The sequence below is a fragment of the Oceanospirillum sediminis genome (assembly GCF_014164585.1).
Classification (GTDB): domain Bacteria; phylum Pseudomonadota; class Gammaproteobacteria; order Pseudomonadales; family Halomonadaceae; genus Oceanospirillum; species Oceanospirillum sediminis.
The window spans coordinates 36,875-57,029 of record NZ_JACJFM010000031.1; the positions used below are offsets into that span (position 1 = coordinate 36,875).

At 45.5% G+C, this 20,155-nt stretch carries 12 protein-coding genes; 4 read left to right on the plus strand and 8 right to left on the minus strand.

The window, feature by feature from the left end; translation table 11 throughout:
- The first annotated feature begins 10 nt into the window (after positions 1-10).
- Both H4O21_RS18505 and H4O21_RS18510 read left to right on the plus strand, forming a co-directional pair.
- Entirely contained in the window at positions 11-5,128 is a 5,118-nt protein-coding gene (locus H4O21_RS18505) for a non-ribosomal peptide synthetase (protein WP_182810368.1), read from the plus strand.
- Positions 5,129-5,439: 311 nt separating this feature from the next.
- Positions 5,440-8,010 (plus strand): fibronectin type III domain-containing protein, encoded by a 2,571-nt coding sequence (locus H4O21_RS18510; RefSeq protein ID WP_182810369.1) that lies wholly within the window; start codon positions 5,440-5,442, stop codon positions 8,008-8,010.
- Positions 8,011-8,081: 71 nt separating this feature from the next.
- Here H4O21_RS18510 and H4O21_RS18515 read toward each other — a convergent pair whose 3' ends face one another.
- A complete protein-coding gene (locus H4O21_RS18515) occupies positions 8,082-8,957 on the minus strand; it encodes a LysR substrate-binding domain-containing protein (protein WP_182810370.1) in 876 nt (291 codons plus the stop codon).
- A gap of 159 nt (positions 8,958-9,116) precedes the next feature.
- Here H4O21_RS18515 and H4O21_RS18520 point away from each other — a divergent pair, with 159 nt between their 5' ends.
- Positions 9,117-10,334 carry an MFS transporter gene (locus H4O21_RS18520; protein WP_182810371.1) on the plus strand — a complete coding sequence of 406 codons (1,218 nt, stop codon included), beginning with the start codon at positions 9,117-9,119 and terminating at the stop codon, positions 10,332-10,334.
- A gap of 340 nt (positions 10,335-10,674) precedes the next feature.
- Here H4O21_RS18520 and H4O21_RS18525 read toward each other — a convergent pair whose 3' ends face one another.
- The 5 genes from H4O21_RS18525 to rpe all read right to left on the minus strand — a co-directional run bounded on the left by H4O21_RS18525 (position 10,675) and on the right by rpe (position 13,931).
- On the minus strand, positions 10,675-11,292 hold the full coding sequence (locus tag H4O21_RS18525; RefSeq protein ID WP_182810372.1) for a LysE family translocator: 618 nt from the start codon (positions 11,290-11,292) through the stop codon (positions 10,675-10,677).
- A gap of 152 nt (positions 11,293-11,444) precedes the next feature.
- Positions 11,445-11,966 (minus strand): cytochrome b/b6 domain-containing protein, encoded by a 522-nt coding sequence (locus H4O21_RS18530; RefSeq protein WP_182810373.1) that lies wholly within the window; start codon positions 11,964-11,966, stop codon positions 11,445-11,447.
- Between the two features lie 4 nt (positions 11,967-11,970).
- On the minus strand, positions 11,971-12,285 hold the full coding sequence (locus H4O21_RS18535) for a PepSY domain-containing protein (RefSeq protein WP_182810374.1): 315 nt from the start codon (positions 12,283-12,285) through the stop codon (positions 11,971-11,973).
- Between the two features lie 178 nt (positions 12,286-12,463).
- Positions 12,464-13,165 (minus strand): phosphoglycolate phosphatase, encoded by a 702-nt coding sequence (locus H4O21_RS18540; protein ID WP_255487371.1) that lies wholly within the window; start codon positions 13,163-13,165, stop codon positions 12,464-12,466.
- A gap of 91 nt (positions 13,166-13,256) precedes the next feature.
- On the minus strand, positions 13,257-13,931 hold the full coding sequence (rpe, locus tag H4O21_RS18545) for a ribulose-phosphate 3-epimerase (RefSeq protein WP_182810375.1): 675 nt from the start codon (positions 13,929-13,931) through the stop codon (positions 13,257-13,259).
- A 299-nt stretch (positions 13,932-14,230) separates the two neighbouring features.
- Between rpe and H4O21_RS18550 the strand changes: the two genes are divergently transcribed.
- Entirely contained in the window at positions 14,231-15,463 is a 1,233-nt protein-coding gene (locus H4O21_RS18550; RefSeq protein WP_182810376.1) for a DUF3530 family protein, read from the plus strand.
- Positions 15,464-15,589: 126 nt separating this feature from the next.
- Here the strand turns inward: H4O21_RS18550 and H4O21_RS18555 are convergent, their stop codons facing one another.
- Positions 15,590-16,582, minus strand: coding sequence for an HD-GYP domain-containing protein (locus tag H4O21_RS18555; protein ID WP_182810377.1), 993 nt, complete (start codon positions 16,580-16,582; stop codon positions 15,590-15,592).
- Positions 16,569-19,937: a PAS domain S-box protein gene (locus tag H4O21_RS18560; protein ID WP_182810378.1), complete on the minus strand. Its 3,369-nt coding sequence runs from the start codon at positions 19,935-19,937 to the stop codon at positions 16,569-16,571. The genes H4O21_RS18555 and H4O21_RS18560 overlap by 14 nt, the downstream gene beginning before the upstream one ends.
- Positions 19,938-20,155 lie beyond the last annotated feature (218 nt).

Below are 20,155 nucleotides of genomic sequence, written 5' to 3' on the forward strand. Positions count from 1 at the left end.
AAAGAAGCATATGCAATCTAAAAAAACTATTAGCCTTGCTGAAAAAATCGCTCGCTTATCGCCTGATCAAAAAGCTTTGCTTAGGGCAAAGCTTAAAAATAACGATAGTAATATAAAGCCACTTTTACCCCAGTCTCGAAATAAAATCATTCCCTTGTCATTTGCTCAGCAAGGCTTCTGGTTATTTGAGCAGTTAGAACAAGGTCAGACTGTTAATAATGAATGGACTGCTTGTCGCATAGATGGCTCACTCAATATCGAAAATCTGAAGTATAGTATTCATACTATCATTGAACGCCATGAGATCCTGCGCACTCAATTTGTAATTAAAGATGAACAGCCGGTACAGATAATTAAAAGTAATTTCAATATTGATTTAGATGTAGAGTCTTTACAATACCTGTCTGAAGAAAAACGATGGGCAGAGATGAAAAAACTCTCAATATTAGAAACCCAGCGTCCATTTGATCTGAGTGAAGCACCGCTATTACGTATACGAATATTCAAAATTAATCAGTATACACATGTATTGTTATTAGTTTTTCATCATATTGTAACTGATGCCTGGTCAGCAGCCATCTTTTATGAAGAGTTAGGGCGGACGTACACTACACTCTCACATCAGCATCCAGCTTTACCAGATGAACTGCCAGTACAGTATGCTGACTATTCAATCTGGGAACAAGAACAGCCATACAGTCAGATATTAAAAAAGCAACTCACCTATTGGAAAAAACAACTGACGAACCTTTCCCCTCTTGAGCTACCTATTGATTATCCTCGCCCCGGCAAGCAACGTTTTCAGGGGGCAGAGCAATCAATTATCTTACCTTCTGCAGCACTTACATCTTTAAGAGTGCTAAGCCAGCATGAAAACTGTAGCATTTTTATGGCATTATTAGCTGTCTTTCAAATATTATTATATCGCTATAGTGGTCAGAGTGACATCGCCGTTGGTTCTCCTGTTACCAATCGAAAACAACCTGTAACCAGAAAGCTGATTGGTTGTTTTATTAATACTCTTATTTTTCGTAGTACTTTGTTACCAGACCTTTCATTCCGTATCTTGTTACAAAAAGTACGTGATATGGTCTTAGATGCTTTAAACCACCAGGATGTGCCTTTCGAAAAGCTAGTCGAAGCATTACAGCCAGAGCGTGATTTAAGCCGAAATCCTTTATTTCAGGTAATGTTTGTTTATAACGATACAATGTCAAGTATCGACCATTTTGGCACTTTAAATACCAGCCTGGTAAGAATTGAAAGCACTGTGTCAGCTTTTGATTTAAGTCTTCATGTTACAGAACATGACAACAATTTAAAAGCTTACTTTAGATATAATACTGGCTTATTTAAAGAGGCCTCGATACAGCGCATGGCTGAACACTTCGCTTTATTAATTGCCGCTATAACTGATGCGCCTGATAAGATAATAAGTCAGATACCCCTATTAACTTATGTAGAAACCCAGCAGTTAAAAAAATGGAATAACACTACAGCTGATTATCCTGAAAATAAAACTATTGTTGATTTGTTTGAGCAACAAGTAAAAAAAACACCTGATGATATTGCTTTAGCTTTTGAAGAGCATTCGTTGACTTATCATCAGCTTAATCAGCAAGCTAATCAGCTTGCTAATTATCTTCTTTCTATTAAAGTTGAAGATGGGGGGTATTTACTGGCTTCCCTTAATAATCCAGTGATAGCTATTGCTATAGAGCGCTCATTAGAAATGGTGATAGGTTTATTAGCAGTAATGAAGGCTGGTGGTGCTTATTTGCCACTTGACCCGGATTATCCTGTAGAGCGTCTGGCTTTTATGCTTAATGACTCAAACTCTTCTTTACTTTTGACACAGAGTAAATTTTGCCAGATAACAGATCAATTAATTGCTAATAATAATATTGATCGAGTTTATATAGACTCTTATTGTTCAAATGATGTTTGTGACGATTTAGATGTTAACATCAATTCAGATACTCTGGCTTATGTTATTTATACATCAGGTTCAACGGGTAAGCCTAAAGGTGTTAAAATTGGTCATCGCTCTGTTGTTAACCTTTTAACATCAATGCATAACCTTACCGGAATATCTCCACAAGATTCACTTCTTTCTATTTCTTCTGTATCCTTCGATATTATGGGATTAGAGGTTTATCTCCCTCTTATCTGTGGTGCAAAAGTTGTTATTGCTAATAAAGAAATAATCAAAGATGGTCTGAGTTTAGCAAAAAAATTAAATGATAACTCCGTTACTATGATTCAGGGGACTCCTGCAACATGGAGACTGTTACAGCTTGCCAACTGGGTTGGGAATAATAAAGTTACCATTTTATCTGGCGGTGAATCACTTCCTATTGATTTAGCCCTGTATTTAAAGTCCAGATCGAGGAATGTATGGAATTTTTATGGTCCTACCGAAACTACTATCTGGTCAACAGCTTATTTTCTGAAGGAAATATCAGGTAGTAACCCTATACCTGTTGGCTATCCTGTTATGAATACCAGAGTTCATATACTGGATAGATATATGCAGCCAGTTCCAGTTGGCGTACATGGAGAGTTATATATCAGTGGAGATGGGCTGGCACATGGCTATATTAATCAACCTGAGCTAACAGCTGAAAAATTCAGAGTACATTCTTTTGATGATGAAGATCCTATCCGTATATATAAAACTGGTGATTTAGCATGCTACCTGCCTGATGGCAATATTGAAATTCTTGGGCGTATAGATAAACAAACAAAGCTAAGAGGGTTTCGTATCGAATTAGATGAAGTAGATGCCATACTATTACAACACCCAGATATACAGGAGGCTGCAACAATAATAAAAGGCCAGTCGGATATTGATAAGAAAATAGTTTCCTATATTGTTACTAAAAATAAAGAAAAAGTATTTATTGATGGCCTTCGCCAATACTTAAAACAAAAACTACCAGACTATATGCTGCCTTCTGCTTTTGTAGCTCTGCCAGCGTTACCTTTAACACCTAATGCTAAAGTTGACCTTGATGCTCTTCCTGACTCAGAAGAGTTTAGAAAACTGTCTCAAGAAGTAACGTCAGCTCCTAAGGGTAAAATAGAATGCACTTTAGCCAGATTATGGCAGCAAGTATTAAATATTCCATCAGTTGGTAGAGATGACAATTTTTTTGATTTAGGAGGTCATTCACTACTATTTCTTAAACTGTCCAATTTAATTAAAAAAGAACAGGATGTTTTTTTACCTGATAATGTTTTATTGCAAGGGTATTCAATAAAAGATCAGGCTATATATATTAGCTCGCTTTCATATCTGTCTTTAGCCGAAAAAAATATAAACTATTTAGCTTTATCGGATAGTGACCGTAGCAAAATATTAACTCTGGCCAACGGTAAAAACCAGCAGCAGCACTCTGACTATCCGTTGATATTTCCATATAATGAAGGCCTATCCGGAATTCCTTTGTATTTTGTGTCTGGGAGCAAGTACCTTGCCAGTCATATAAAAAACAGGCCTTACTATGAGTTATTATCTGGTTTTAACCTGATTAAGCTGGATCAGTCTAATATCAATGTCCTGGCGGATTATTATGCCAGGGCAATAATTGATATGAACCCTTCCGGGCCTTATATATTAGGTGGGTACTGTTCAGGCGGGTTATTAGCTTTTGAAATAGCCCGGCGTATATTGGCTGATAATAGGATTGTTCCATTATTAATTCTGGTAGATCAGAGTTTGCCATACCCTTATTCAGGGAAAATTGCCTTTTTACCCTTTTATAATAATCGTTCGCTAGCTGCAGATCTTTCGCACCCTGATACAGAGGAGCTGGCTGAAAAGTACTATCCTGAAGGGTGGACTGTTGATGCAATTGATTGTGATCATATGGAAGAGTTGAGTTACACTTCTTCTATTTTAATATCTGAACGTATTGAAGCCCGGATACAGCAGGCAGTAGATAATAAAAAAATTCTTCCATTACCTGAATCAGCTAAACGGTATGAGATAGAGTCAGAGTTAAAATCCCATGATTTTAATAATTTGCTTTTTAATATTTCAGTGACCAATAATAGTGAGGAAATATGGCCAGCGAAACAGGTATGTATAACTGATTTATGGCTGTCGTCTTCAGGCAAGATAATAGAGTTTAAAAGAAATAAACTTATTATAGATCATGATATTTCTCCTGGGGAGAAATATAGCTTTTTATATTCTGCTAATAAAGTCAGAGAGTCGGGAGAGTTTACATTATATTTGTTTTTGTCAGACCTGTTTGGTACTGATTTTAACTATCAATATGGCCAGAAATTTAAACTTGGAATCACTAGTTATGACTCTCCTCCTATAGATATTGAGTCTATAGATAAAATGGCAGAAGCAGGTGAATTAAATACTGCTATTCAGCATTATAAGCATTATTTGCATGATAATAGTGCAGATAGAGTAAAAGTTCTGATAAAAATTGCTAATATCATTGGACAAGCTCGTGGGCCTCAATGCTCTGTAGATATAAGTAAACTTGCGTTGCAGGCTAATCCTGATGAAAAAGAAAAAGCTAATATCTATCAGACTCTTTATGAAGAGTATTACTCTCTGAAAGATTATGCTAATTCTGAGTTTTATTTAAATAAGTTTTTAAAAACAAATAGTACGTTGAAATCGGCGCTATATCTTGCGCTAATTTATACTGAGCAGAAAAAATATTCAGAAGCAAACAAGATTTTTTTGAGTCAAATAAAGAAACATAAAGATCACTATCCTAATGTACTGTCTAAAGCTTTAATGATATTTGCTGAAAATGTTATAAGAAATAATGTTGATGGGAGGTATTTAAGCTCTATATTTAAAAATAAGCCGTCGATAAATAATAATCAAGTACAGTTTTTATTCAATTATGCGCAATTTAAAATTAATGAGAATAAGCTTGAGGATGCAGAGGTTATCCTGGAAGAACTTATTGATTATTATCCTTTTTTGTTACCTGCTTATGAAATGTTGTACAGTATCAATATTGGAGTAAATCAGATTGATAAAGCTATTAAAATTAAAGAGAAAATGTGCAGGCTAAGTCCTTTTTCTATAACACATAAAAGGGAGTTGGCAGAGTTAAAGGAAAATAAAAAGCTGAAAAATTATGATTGATCCCCATATCATAATTTTTTGTGCTCTTGTACATGGTCATTATTTCACAAAGATTTAAGCGCTTAACATTAATATTTTCTCCAGTTAACGCACGGAGAGCCATTATAGCTGCACTTTGTGGAGCCTCGGGGGCTGGAGTGGCTGCTGTTTCATAATTCTCTACAGCATTTGATTCGTTTTTATTGTATTATTTATTTGTGGGAAAAATTCCCTCTTTGCAAATGCAAACGGGTTCACAGACCAGTTTCAGGCTTTGAGTTACCCTGGACATTCGGGTGTCCGACCCGGTTTGAAATGTGGATGATATCACCATGAATAAAATGACTTCTGCTCTGGCAGGTATATTGTGTTTCAGTGCGGCAGGTTTGATGGCTCTGTCCGCCTCCGCTCAGACTCCTAATGCATCTGCATCGGCAGGTCTTAACCTGACGGGTTTATCTTACTGGTCTACTCAATGGACACTCATTGACGTAATGAAACAAGCGTCTAATGGCCGTGGTCAGCTTTGGGCTACCAGTAATATGGATTCCTGGGTATTTAATACCGGACATCAGGCACAACTGGATCTGGATGAAAATGGCTGGCCCAGATCATTGCCGGACCGGAGCAGCAGTGATTTTCATTATGTCAGTACCATCATTTTTCAGGATAACGCGCATTATCCCGTCGGGGATTACACCGTCTTATATGACGGGGAAGGTGAGCTGAATTATGGTGGTGTGACGCTGATTTCTTCCTCTGCCGGACGTGATGTGGTGCGTCTGGATGAAGGTCGTTATTTTCATTTACAGATTCGCAGTACAGATCCTGAAAATAACGGCAATTACCTGCGCAATATCCGTATTATTGCTCCCGGTGGTCTCTGTGGGGCTGCTCTGAGTTTTGCACAGCAGGCGAATAATTGTACCGAACCTGATCAATTTACTGCTTTTGCCAGTATGGAAAAACCACCGGTTTTTCATCCGCTTTTTCTTCAGGATATTGCGCCTTTCAGAACGCTGCGTTTTATGCGTTTTCTGAATACCATCAATAATCCGGTAAAGGAATGGAGTGAAAGCGCCAGACCAGAACATGCCAGTTGGGCACTGAATGCCGGAGCGCCTGTGGAGGTTGCTGCAGAGATGGCTAATGAAGTGCAGGCTGAGCCCTGGCTTAATCTGCCGGTACGTGTCAGTGATGATTATGCTCGTCAGGCGGCGATGACGGTTAAAGAGACGCTGGACGATCATCTGACACTGTACCTGGAATATGGTAATGAACTCTGGAACAGTGCTTATCCTTATATTCTGGATGGCATGTACGCTGAAGAACAGGGGAAGCAGCTCTGGCCCGATGCCGGGGTGTCCGATTTTGAATACCGGCTGAACTATTACGGTATGCGCAGTGCTCAGATCTGTGCAATCTGGAAAGATGTGTTTTCTGATAGCCCTGAGCGGGTTCAGTGTGTGATGGGAGGCATGGGAGCAAACAGCTGGGTGAATAATCAGTCCTTATCCTGTCCGCTATACGCTGTCAGTCAGGGACGTTCCTGTGCTGTAGATATGTCCGCACTGGCTATTGCACCTTATTTTGCCGGTTATATGGCTGATGATCGTTATCTGCATATTCTGTCAGAGATCTCAGAGGTTAATCAGCAATCGCAGGATGGTCTGGAGACGCTGTTTGATGAACTCTATCGTGGCCTTTTCAGAGAGCTGACAGAAGATCCGAATCTGGAAGAGTGGCAGCAGGCTCCGGCAAATGGCGCGCTGGCGCAGGCCAGAGGGTATATTGAAGAAAACAAAGCTCTGGCAGACGAGTATGGCCTGCAGCTGGTCGCATATGAAGGCGGTCAGCATCTGACATATGCCGGCAATATACAGGGGGACAGAGAAGCGATTAATGAGCATGTCTTTCTGGCAGCCAATCGGGACCCCAGAATGGGACAGGCTTTTAAGGATCACCTGACAGACTGGCATGAAGCGGGTGGGGCCGTATATGTGTTATTTGAATCAACCGGACGTTATGGCCGTTATGGTGCATTTCCTCTGAAGGAATATCAGCTACAGCCTGAATCCGAAACGCCTAAAATGACGGCAGTGCTGGAGTATATGCAGCAACCTTGTCTGTGGAATGGTTGTGAGCGTATTACTCATTCTCAGGATGATAATCAAGGATCAGCCAGTCCGGATGATGGAATCAATGATGACTCCAGTACTTCGGGTAGTGATCCATCATCTGATGATGCCGGAGTAGACAATAATAACGATACTCTGGATAGTGACAGTTCAGAAGATAGTCAGGGCTCGGATGACAGCGGGGCTGCCGGTGATACCGGAGCTGACGATACTGTCGGTGATTCTGGTTCAGGCCAGGATAACGAACCTCTGTTTCTTATGGTTGCCCCGATTTATGACACTCAGGGAGCTGTACTGAGCTGGCAGGGAGGTCCTTCCGATGTGGCGTACTATGAAATTTACCTGGATCGGGTCAGAGTGGGCCATGTTAAAAATGGCTATGAATATACTTTGAACTGGCTGGAGCTGAATCGTCATTACGGCTTCCGGGTGATTGCCCGCGATCATCAGGATCAGATCCTGGACGAATCCGGTCTGGTGATCAGTACTGCCGGTGATTCAGAAGCGCCATCCCGGCCGGAAGGTCTGGTTGCAGAATCGGATGGTGAATATGGTTTTAACCTGAGCTGGCAGGCAGCGACAGATAACCATCAGGTTGGCTGGTATAAAATTTACCGTAATGGTGTGCTGTACACTATGACTGCGGCGGCGGAGTTCCATGACCCCTGGCCACCGCAGGGGCCTGTCAGTTATGCCATTGTTGCTAAAGATGTATCAGGTAATTTGTCTGAAATCAGCGATGAAGTTCAGGCTCGCTCTGAATAATCGGGCTGCCTGAAAGGTGTCATAACCGCAAACAACATGAAGGGTAAGTACTGTATTGGACTTACCCTTTTTTATACCTCAGCCAGCTTAAGTAATAGCCAGTTTTTAAGCAGTTCAGCCTGGGGAGATAAAGGTGCCCGGGCGCTGTAAGCCAGGTACAGATGCCTGTGAGCAGGTAATGAATGCGTGCCGACTCTGACCAGTCGTTGTTTAGCCAGAGCATCACGGGCCAGAATCTGGTCAGCCAGAGTGATCCCCAGCCCGTTTTCTGCACAACTCAGTGCCAGCTGAGCCTGATCAAAATGCAGGGCTCGCAGATTAAAGTTATCCAGCTGCATTTCAGGGTAAAACCTGTGCCAGTCCGGGTGCAGAATATCGTGAATCAGCGTGCAATCGGAAAAATCTCCTTGCCGGATACCGGGAAACTGTTCCAGATAATCCATAGAGCAAACTGGAAACAGTCGCAGTGACTGGAGCAGATAGCAGCTTAACGATGGATCGGGAGCTGCCAGATAACGAATCGCCAGTTCAGAGCCATCATCAGCAAAGTTAATCAGATAGCTGGACGTATGGATGCGCAGATCAATCAGAGGGTGTTGCTGTATAAACTCTTTCAGGTTGCTGTTCAGCCATAGAGCAGAAAATGACTGGGTCAGAGAGAGCTTCAGACTGCGGCTGAACGATAGCATCTGCATTGAGTGCGTGACACCAATCAGCTCCTGTAATAAGGGGTTTACCCGGTTAAAATAGGTACTGCCTAATGGCGTCAGGCTGATCATGCGAGTACCCCGGTTAAACAGGCTGCCTCCTAACCAACTTTCCAGAATTCTGACCTGCTGGCTGACGGCCCCAGGCGTGACTGAAAGCTGGCGTGCTGCTTCTTTAAAACTCATATGCTGAGCTGCGATACAGAAATACTGAATGGCTTTCAAAGGAGGCGATTGCATGGGAGATCTTTCATCTGTTTTTCCGAGGTTGATCAGTATATCGCTTTCTTTTACAGGATAGAAAAACTCTTCTGTAACCTGTTTTAAAATCGTTTGTCCTGATAAAGGTTATTCACGATGATAGCCGCCTTCTGTTGGGTTTTACTAATGAGAACAGTGATGAGCGTAAGGCGGATAAATCCCTGGTGGGTGGTAGCTGCTGCCGCAGTTATTCTGGCGTATAACATGGGAATCAGGCTGACGACCAGCCTGCTGATTCCCGATATTAACCAGGATCTGGGTATATCTCAGACCGATCTGGCATTTGGTTTTGCAATGCAAAACCTGTTATGGGGGGCCGTATCTCCCGTCGCTGGTCTGATGGCCGAGCGTTTTGGCACTGTCCGGGTCTTGCTGGCAGGGCTGATACTCTATGGCAGCGGGCTTATTGTCTCTGCGTTATCAGACAGCAATACTGGCTTTTTTATCGGCAATGCTGTGTTATTGGGAGTAGGAGTCGGGGCCAGTACTTTCCCGATAGTACTGGCTGCTGTCGGGAAACGTTTCCCGGAACAAAAACGCACTCTGGCATTAGGTGTCGCCAGTGCCGGAGGCTCTTTAGGCCAGTTTGGTTATGCCTGGGCTCTGGGGCAGATTAATCCGGTGGCTGGCTGGTCTGATACTCTGATGATTTTCGCCGGTACTACGCTGGTCGCTGCGGGTCTTGTCTGGTTGATGGCTGATGAGCAGAAGCAACAGGATGAAAATACTGCTGCAGGAAAGCGGGCCTTATTTGACTGGCAGGCTATTGGCGATGCATTTAAAGTTCGGGATTATCAGTTACTTAATATTGGCTTTTTTGTCTGTGGGTTCCACATCGCGTTTATCTCTGTGCATATGGCAGGATTCGTGAGTTTTTGTGGTTTACCTTCAACGGTTGCATCTAACTCTATCGCTCTGATTGGTCTGGTTAATGTTGCAGGCAGCATTCTGTCGGGCTGGGCGGGAGACCGCTGGCATAAACCCTGGTTGCTGACACTGGTATATGGCACTCGTACTGTGCTGATCATTATGCTGATGGTATTGCCTAAGACCTATGAAACCTTCTATCTGTTCTCTGCCGTTATGGGCATGCTCTGGCTATCGACCGTCCCACTGACCAGTGGCTGTGTTGCCCATTTATTCGGCACAAAAAACCTGGCGTCGCTGTTTGGTATTGTGATGTTCAGTCACCAGATTGGTGCCTTCTTTGGCAGCTGGTGGGGTGGATTGCTGTTTGACTGGTATGGTGATTACAGCATGGCCCTGAGTGTCAGCGCGGGTCTTGGGCTGTTAGCCGCTATGGTACATCTGCCAATGACTCCTGCGCGTTTCAGAGCAATGAAAGCCAGTGCATGATCAGGGAATAAATTGACAATCCGGGGAGGAGATTACCGGGTGTCATAAATATTCGGTGTTCCGGTCATGTTTCTGTCAACTCAGGGCGATATGCTGGTCAGCAAGTTAAGGCAAACTATTCACGCAGTTCTTTATCGCCTTGCCTGTTTACCCTGACGTAAGCATGAACAAAGGAATGATTGGAGCCACTGTTATGGATGACAGAGGGGATGGAATCCCATCTATTTCAGTCAGAAAGCTAGTACAGGATAATCACCTGTACTGGTTTTTTTAGTTTTGTGCGAATGAAAAGTTATGCTTCGGGTATCAGAAAGTCAGTGGGCTTCAATTAGTTTGCTATTTAGCTACGGGATGCCAGATAAACACCGGCTCCGGCCATAATTGAGCCAGCACTTCTGTTTAACCTTTTTACTGCAGCCTCTGAGCGTAGCCAGCGCCTGGCTCTGGCTGCAAACAGAGCTATTCCCATCAGACCCAGCATCAGGCCGAATAGTGTTAATACGACTGCCAGCAGAATATCACCGCCTTCCAGTGTGGTAATATCCATAAAGGTTGGTAAAAACGCGATGTAGAAGAGAATGACTTTAGGGTTGGATGCGGAAATCAGAAAACCCTGCAGAAAACTCAGCGCCATCCCTGATTTATTGGCCTTTTCATCAGCAGCTTCCAGAGCCAGAGGTGCATTCCACATTTTCCAGCCCAGATAGATCAGATAAGCGGCTCCGAGAATACGGATAACTGTAAACAGTTCACTCCAGTGCGTTGCCATGACGGCAAGGCCAAAGCAGGCTGCGACCAGATAGAATATATCGCTGATGGTCATACCCAGAGCCAGCATAAAACACGACCCTGCTCCCTGAACCAGAGCACGGGCTAAAATAGCAAATACACCAGGGCCGGGAGTGATATCAAAAATCAGTATGGCAATAAAAAAGGATAGCGCACTTTCGAATGTCATGAACTTTAACCCGGTTACAGGATCAATTGAGGAAAATTCCATTTAGGAGCCGTGAAATTTAGCCTGAACAGATATTAAGTGCAATATCCTCTGGTTTCCTGCCGGGTGACTGCTCTCTGCCCTGTTGATTGAGGGTTTACGCAGATAGATTACTAATCCAGGCGGCGGTAGCCGTGGATCATGCCTGTAATCAGATTATCTTTTTTCTGCCAGCTTTCACGTATCGCTGCTAATACATGTAATGGAATCAATAACATGATGCTATCAGCGATCAATCCATGAAGCTCTTCAACCCAGTCTTCACCCCAGAAATAATCAATTTCTTCCATCATATATCCGGTTATTCCCAGCCCCAGAATGAGTAGCATCAGGGTAATCATCATAAGTGCACCGGGTGGAGTATGGGTAATAACAGGAGGGTGCCATTGCCCTTTATACCACTGCTGCAGCCGGGTCAGACCGGGCCAGAATGTATGCCATCTGGAGGATTCTGAACCGATAAATCCCCAGATTAAACGCAGCAGTAGTAAAGCAAGCGCGATATAGCCCAGCCATTGATGCCAATCGCTGCCTTCTTCTGTCATTGTCATGTTAGTCAGAAATATACCAGCCAGAGACCAGTGAAAAAGGCGGATAAACCTATCCCAGACTTTAACGCGCTTGCGATGACCCATGAGATCAGTCCTCAATCTCTTCTTTCATTATTTTGCCGCTGACTGGGTGGAAGTAAACTTCAACCTTCTGCCCTGCACTGTTCCAACCGTAGATTTCATAGCAATGCCCACGGCTTTCCTTAAATTTTTTGATCTTATATCCCATATCAACAATACGTTGTTGCATGACATTCTCATCGATCCATTCTGCAGTGCGCCCTTCTGTGCAGCTGGGGCCTGCCAGTGCCGGAGTACTCATACCTGCAAGAGCAGCCAGAACAAAGGTTCCAGCCAGAGTCGAGGCCAGTTTGCCGGTGCGATTCAGTGAGCGTTGAGTCATTGCTTATCTCCTGTGCCTTAATGGCATTTTGCTTAAGGTGCCGATCCGGGAGGATCGACAGGTCTTTTTTGATGAGATAAGTATTGAACGGAAAGCTTAAGGTAGTCTTAACGATATGAATAAGATTGCAAAACAGGAAAGCCCGGCATTATTTCCAGGCTATGAATATACCGGGATATCAGCGAACCAGTTCGGCTAAAGAGTCAACCACCAGGTCCGCGCCACATTCCTGTACGGGTTTGCCATGATCATAACCGTATGTGACGGCGATGGTGGTAAAGCCTGCATTTTTACCGGCTGTGATATCGGTGATGGAGTCTCCGATCATCACGCCTTTTTCCGAGGGGATGTCCAGTTGCTGGCAGGCATGAAGCAATGGTAATGCGGAAGGTTTTTTTTCTGCCAGAGAATCGCCGCCCAGCACCAGAGCAAAATAGGATGCCAGTTGCAGCTCTTGCAGAATATCCGGGACAAATCGATAAGGTTTATTCGTAATCAGCACCATAGGGATTTTACTGGTTCTGGCCTGATCCAGCAGGGTAAAAATACCTTCATAACAGACGGTTTTTTCACCTTTACAGTGCTGATAGTGCTGTAAAAAGAGCTGATGGGCGTTCAGAAACTCGTCATCATCGTCAGATAATTGCTGATCCCCTCGAATATCCTGGCACAGAGCGCGTTTAACCAGAGCGGCTGAACCATTGCCCACCCACTGGCGAACAGCGTCATAGCCAGCCGGGGAGCGTCCCATATCCGACAGCATGCTATCCACAGCGGTTGCCAGATCCGGAACAGAATCAATCAGGGTGCCATCCAGATCAAACGCCAGCAATTCTGCCTGAGCAATCAGAGGATGAAGGTGTCGGGGCAGGGCATTCAAAGGGAGACTCCTGTAAATCGGCTTATGAGAAGGAACAGATGGCAGGCTGCTTTCAGACAGCCTGCTGATCCGTTTACACAGTAATCTGACTTTACTGGCCTGCTTTGGCCAGTTCTGCGCGCATCTGATCGATAGTGGCTTTATAGTCATCGGTGTTAAAGATGGCTGAACCGGCAACAAAAGTATCTGCTCCGGCTTCTGCAATTTCACGGATATTCTGAATACCAACACCACCATCAATTTCCAGACGAATATCCAGACCACTGTCGTCAATAATTTTGCGTGCCTGACGCAGTTTGTCCAGAGTGCCCGGAATAAATTTCTGGCCTCCGAATCCCGGATTGACGGACATCAGCAGAATCATATCTACTTTATCCAGTACGTAATCCAGGTAGTGCAGAGGCGTTGCCGGATTGAACACCAGACCTGATTTACAACCACCATCCCGGATCATCTGCAGAGAGCGGTCAATATGGTCTGATGCTTCCGGGTGGAATGTGATCCAGCTGGCACCAGCGTCAATAAAGTCACTAATCATACGGTCTACCGGTGATACCATCAGGTGCACATCAATCGGGGCCTGAATGCCATAGTCTCTCAGTGCCTTACATACCATAGGGCCGATAGTCAGATTAGGAACGTAGTGGTTGTCCATCACATCAAAGTGCACAACATCGGCACCAGCATTCAGAACGTTTTCAACCTCTTCACCCAGACGGGCAAAGTCGGCCGATAAAATCGAAGGTGCAATTTTAAAATCTGACATCAGGAGCTCTCATCGTTATTCAGGCTAATCACACCTGAGATTCTGGCATCAAGCGTGAAGTCTCAGGTTTAAGAGGCGGCCATTTTAACCAATGACCGGTGGGAGTCCAGTGCTATCAGCATTGCTTCTGTATCTGATAATGCGAAGTTCATACTGTCATACTGAGCCGGTGATTAACATAACAGTCTGGTATCTCAACAAAAAGCCTGAATATACCTTTGGGATGATAGTTCTTTATCGGCGCTGAGTTATTTATACTTCATACATCGACATTCAGTATTTGGCACAGGGGATGAAGAGTGATCAACAGGAGAAGACTGGCTAATCCAGTGTTAAGACTGGCAATGGCCCTGACCTTATCGGCATGTGTCAGTACACAGGTATGGTCTGCAGATGATGAAGAAGCTATTAAGGATGAAGAGCTGGCCGAAGAAGAGCCAGCTAAGCCAAAAGAGCCGCCTAAGCCTCATGTAACGCCGGATGCTGACGAAACCCGTTTTGAGTTTCTGGCCCGACAGTCTGATCCCAGAGAGATTATGCAGCTGACTGCTCTGGATGAAGAGGTGCTGGCGTTGTTTCTGCCAGAGAATCAGGCACAAGCCCGTGGTGCAGTGCTGATACTGCATGAGGAAGATACGCATCCTGACTGGCCAACAGTGGTTAATCCGGTGCGTACTCTGCTACCTGATTATGGCTGGGCAACAATAACGGTTGCTATTCCCAGTCCTGGACCTGCTATTCAGCCTGAGCGAACGTTAGCGGCAACAGAGGTTTTCAGTCAGATGCCAGATGAAGAAGAGACTGAAGAAGACGCTCCGGCAGCAGAAGAAGGTGCTGAAGAGGAACTGGCAGATGAAGCCGATGATGGCCCGGTAAAAAATGATGAAGAAGGCGACGAGCTGGGCGGAGAAGATGAAGCCGATGCACCACCACCCGTGCCGGAAAAACCGAAAGCCCCTGTTGCTGAACGTGTAAAGGCCCGTATTGATGCTGCTCTGGCTCAGTTACAGAGTATGAACTACAACAATGTCGTGCTGATGGGGCACGGTGTCGGTGCCGCCTGGTTGCTGGGTTATCTGAAAGAGCAGCCACTGGAGCCAACTCAGCCACTGATAATGGTTCAGGCCCGTCTGCCGTTCCATGATATTGGTCTGGATTTGCCAGGATTACTGGGTGAACAGCAGCGTCCGGTACTGGATCTGTATTATGCTGACAGCCGCTTTGCTCTGAAGATGGCAAAGCAACGTGCAGATTTTGCCAGACGATCGGGAAATCCGGGCTATCGTCAGACTCGTTTACCTGGTAACTCGGTGAATGGTCAGACGGATGCCAGAGGACGTCGCGTGGTACAGAGCGTCAGAGGCTGGCTGGATTCTCGTCTGGCCCGTGACCCTGAACGTCAGCCGGAAGATCCCTACCTGAAAGCGCCGGAAGGTGACCCTTACCTGCCTGGTGGTGTGCGCTCTGAAATGATTGAAGAGGAAAAATCAGAGGATGGTCAGAGCAGTCGGCAGATGCGTAATATGATGTAAAGAGCAGTCGGCAGATGCGTAATATAGTGTAAGTTGCAGCAGATTCTTTCATCTCATGAGCCATTGCTTTGCAAACAAGGGGAGGTTGTCAGGCCGCCCCTTTTTGCTATGGCTTTCAGCGGTGTACTACTCCCTGAATTGCTCCTTAATCTGACGAATTGCATCCAGATGTGTCAGGAAAAGTTCGACCAGCGCTGGGTCGAAGTGTTTGCCTGCTTCCTCTTTGATCAGATCAATCGCCGCTTCTTCAGACCAGGCTTTTTTATAAGGCCTGACACTGGTCAGTGCATCAAATACATCGGCAATCGCGACAATACGGGCGGACACAGGAATTTCTTCACCGGCTAAACCTCTGGGGTAGCCGCTACCATCCCACTTCTCATGGTGACTCAGAGCGATCTCTCGCGCCGTCACCATCAGGTCTGAGGTATCTTCCTGACCCAGGATCAATGCGCCGATTTCAGCGTGTTTCTGCATGATTTTCCATTCATCTGCATCCAGTTTGCCCGGTTTTTGCAGTATCGCATCAGGAATACCAATCTTACCGATATCGTGCATGGGAGCGGCATGCAGCAGGTTTTCTGCCTGATGTTCAGAATATCCGGCAGCCCGTGCCAGAACCTGAGCGTAATGGCTCATACGGATCACATGCAGACCGGTTTCATTGTCTTTATATTCTGCCGCACGGCCCAGACGCTGCACAATGGATAGTCTGGTCGATACCAGCTCATCCACCCGAACCAAAGACAGGTGATTTTTGACCCGTGCTCTGACAATGGCGGGATTCACCGGCTTGGAAATATAATCCACAGCACCCAGCTCCAGCCCTTTGGCTTCATCATCACTTTCCGACAGTGCCGAGATAAAGATCACTGGAATATGTCGCGTATTAGCAGCTTCTTTCAGTCGTTGACAGACATCATAGCCTGATAATCCAGGCATCATAATATCGAGCAGAATCAGATCCGGGTGCTCTTTTTCGGCCAGTAAGAGCGCACGCTCTCCATCTCTGGCGTAGATCAGGCGATAGTGGGACTGAAGAATATTTTTCAGAACCTGCAGGTTATTGGCTTCATCATCGACCAGAAGCAGAGTGGCCTGATCATTATGAGGTTGCATGAGTCTTCATCTCCTGAAGGTAATCATTAAGCAGACGGGCAGCATTATCCGGTTCAAAGTTTTCCAGGCAGAGTTCAACATCCGCTGCCAGAGAATCGGGCAGCTGGTGGCTGATCTGCTGGAAAAGTGTTTCAGGTATTTCTCCGGTCTGTAGTACCGAGATCAGTGCCTGCAGGTGAGTGACATCGACGGTGTCAACAGGTTCCTTATCACTGCTTGCGGCTTCTGTGTCCATCTCTTGTAGTGGCATCGCATCCCTGATCTGATCGATCAAACGTTGATATTGCTGTAATAAAGTCTCTTGTGTATCTTTGTCCCAGGCTGCATTTTCTTTCAAAAAACGTTCCTGTTGCGCAGCCCAGAGTGCCAGATCCGGCAGGCAAAGATTCCCGGCGGCACCTTTAATACGGTGTAGCTCCATCAGACGGATTGTCTGGCTTTGTGGTAATCGCTCTGACAGATAACCGGTCTGATTGTTTGGATCTCGCAGAAACTTTGCAATGGCTTTATAGTGCTGCACCTGTGAACCCCATAGTGTGATCCCCTTGTGCTCATTGATGGTTTCAGTCGGTGATACGACTTCGGTTTCTGCTGCTATAGCTGTCGAGATGGGCTGATCATCAGTATCGCTGTTTTGACACAGCCCCAGAACATGGGCGATCTCCATCAGAAGTTTTTCCACTTCCAGCGGTTTGGTAGCAAAACCATTCATTCCGGCCGCTAACGCCAGTCTGCGATCTTCTTCCATCACACTGGCGGTTAGTGCGATCACTGGCGTCACTTTCTTCCGTTCGGCTTTCTCTATGATGCGGATACGCTGGGTGGCTTCGTGACCGTTGAGCTCAGGCATCTGCACATCCATTAAAATAACATCAGGATGTTCAGAGAGATAATACTCAATGGCCTCCAGACCGTTACTGGCAGGAATAACGCTATGGCCGTGATTTTCAAGAATGGTAGTGATTAGTTCAATGTTTTGTTCAACGTCGTCAGCTACCAGTACCTTCAACGCAGGTAGTTCAATAACGGGAATTCTTCTTTGAGCTTCATCCAGTGCGGCCTGGTCAGGAGTTGTCGCTTGCAGAGGCAGGGTCACTGTAAAGACGGAGCCTTCTCCCAGAGTACTGGTGACATGAATGCGCCCTCCCATCAGGTCTATCAGCTGTTTGGATATGGTGGTGCCCAGACCTGTACCGCCAAAACGACGTGTCATACTGGAATCGGCCTGGGCAAAAGGTTCAAAGATACCTGCCAGCCGATCCTCAGCAATACCGATACCTGTATCACGTACTTCAAAACAGACCTCGCCGGACTGACCGGGAGATAATGTCAGCGTGACGCCGCCCTGCTCCGTGAATTTTACGGCATTACTCAGCAGGTTGAGGATGACCTGTTGTATTCTCAGGCTGTCACCGCAGAAATACTCATCCAGCTCCGGTGAGTAGTGCAGTGTCAGATCCAGTTTTTTTCTGGCCGCCGTCAGCGATAGTGTGGCGATCAACTGCTCGCACAGGGCATTTAAAGAGAAGATACGCTCTTCCAGTTCCAGCGAGCCACTTTCCAGCTTAGCGGTATCCAATACGCCATTCAGCAGGGAAAGTAAGGACCGGGCGGATGAACGGACAATATTCAGTTTCTTCTGCTGGCGTTCATTCAGTGGGGTGTCCAGCAACAGATCGGTAAAACCGATAATAGAGTTCATCGGGGTGCGGATTTCATGGCTCATATTGGCCAGGAAGGCACCTTTGGCTTTAGCGGAAGCGATGGCTTCATTTTTGGCTGCCAGCAGCTGAAGCTCCAGCACCTTGCGGCTGGAGATATCCAGTAAAATACCGTCGATCCATTTGACGTTACCCTGATCATCCAGTACTGGTGTACCAAACTCCTCCACCCAGCGTACGGCACCATTTTTATGGGTAATACGATACTCGACCACATAAGCTTCCTGCTTTTCAGCTGCCAGAGCCAGTTCCTGACTGACGGTCAGATTATCATCGGGGTCGATCAGGTCTATAAAATTGATGGTATTGTCTAAAAACTCTTTAGCGGAATAACCGGTGATCTCTTTAACCCGATCACTGATAAACAGCATGCTCCATTGTTCGTCCCAGAGACAGCGAAACGATGCGCCGGGAATATTGCGGATCAGTGTACGTAGCTGATTTTCCCGCTCTTTCAGTTCACGGGTGATCTTTTTTTGTTGACTGATATCGGTGATAAAGCCACAAAAATAGGTCTTACCGCTCTGAGTCATCTCCGCGACAGACAGGCGGATATGAATCTCATGCCCCTCTTTATGACGGGCACTGACCTCCCGGCCAACACCGATAATCTTACGCTCGCCGGTTTTCAGATAATGGGCCAGATAGCCATCATGAGCGCTTCGGTGGGGTTCCGGCATCAGCATATTGATATTATTACCAATCACTTCTTCGGCTGTGTAACCCAGAATCTGTTCCGCAGAGCGATTATAGGATTGCACAATACCGGTTGCAGACATCTTGATAATGCCATCCACTGCGGTATCAAACATCGCTTGTAGTTCGGAGCTGATATCTTCACTTTGCCTGAGCATCGAGCGGTAGCGCCCTAATGCATTGATGGTAACAACCATCAGGCTGATCACAATAGTGACTGCTCCTATGATTATAGCCAGTGTGTAATGGCTTTCCTGCACCGGATCAAAATCGTCCATAGGGGTGCCAATAAACCGTGCCGAAGCCATTCCGGTGTAGTGCATTCCGGCAATAGCCAGCCCCATCACCAGACTGGCAATCGCTCTGAGTTTATAGCCTCGCCAATGCAGATACTGGCGTAAACCGAAGCTGACCCATAAGGACAGAGAAGCCAGAGCTACCGCCACCACAATCGACAGTAAGAACATCGGCAGATCATATTTCAGTTCTGGTGCCATAACCATTGCTGCCATGCCGGTATAGTGCATAGCCCCGATACCGGCACCGACGGCCAGGCCTCCCAGGCTTATATGACGTAGGGATATCGTACTATGAGAGAGAATGCTGAGTGCTGCCAATGATGCGATAAAAGAGGGTAGCAGCGAGGCTATTGTGGTAAACAGATCGTAATCGACCTCAGTGCAGAGGGAAAACGCCAGCATGCCGATAAAGTGCATTGACCAGATGCCGATGCCCAGTGACAAAGAGCCTGAGGTCAGATGAATCTGTCGCGCGGTTTTGGAAGCACTACGTTGGGCGATGGCCGAGAGTGTCAGCGCCATATAGGAGCTGAGAATGGCAATTATCAGAGACAGCCCAACCAGCCGATTATCATATTGCCCAATCAATAACATTGATGGGGACAGGTCGTTAAGCACAAAAAGATCTGCTATAGCCATATATGTACCGGTGTTAAATCAGTGAATTTAAACGCCGGAAAGGCTCTTCAAATCATTTTCCGGTCTATGTGAGGCAATGGTGCTGATCGGATGTGTTTTTTGTGTTTTTTTGATTCAGATCATCTAACAATACTGTGGACACTTTCATGCAGCAATAACCCCGTAAAGGCTTAATTGTTCATAAGTGTCCATGACTTTTTTCTCATTCAGGGATAAAC

Bases quoted from the DNA above. Each gene is read 5' to 3' on its own strand.
- H4O21_RS18510 (WP_182810369.1), top strand. From the start codon at position 5,440: ATGAATAAAATGACTTCTGCTCTGGCAGGTATATTGTGTTTCAGTGCG.
- H4O21_RS18560 (WP_182810378.1), bottom strand. From the start codon at position 19,937: ATGGCTATAGCAGATCTTTTTGTGCTTAACGACCTGTCCCCATCAATG.
- rpe (WP_182810375.1), bottom strand. From the start codon at position 13,931: ATGTCAGATTTTAAAATTGCACCTTCGATTTTATCGGCCGACTTTGCC.
- H4O21_RS18555 (WP_182810377.1), bottom strand. From the start codon at position 16,582: ATGCAACCTCATAATGATCAGGCCACTCTGCTTCTGGTCGATGATGAA.
- H4O21_RS18535 (WP_182810374.1), bottom strand. From the start codon at position 12,285: ATGACTCAACGCTCACTGAATCGCACCGGCAAACTGGCCTCGACTCTG.
- H4O21_RS18525 (WP_182810372.1), bottom strand. From the start codon at position 11,292: ATGACATTCGAAAGTGCGCTATCCTTTTTTATTGCCATACTGATTTTT.
- H4O21_RS18515 (WP_182810370.1), bottom strand. From the start codon at position 8,957: ATGCAATCGCCTCCTTTGAAAGCCATTCAGTATTTCTGTATCGCAGCT.
- H4O21_RS18520 (WP_182810371.1), top strand. From the start codon at position 9,117: ATGAGCGTAAGGCGGATAAATCCCTGGTGGGTGGTAGCTGCTGCCGCA.
- H4O21_RS18505 (WP_182810368.1), top strand. From the start codon at position 11: ATGCAATCTAAAAAAACTATTAGCCTTGCTGAAAAAATCGCTCGCTTA.
- H4O21_RS18530 (WP_182810373.1), bottom strand. From the start codon at position 11,966: ATGGGTCATCGCAAGCGCGTTAAAGTCTGGGATAGGTTTATCCGCCTT.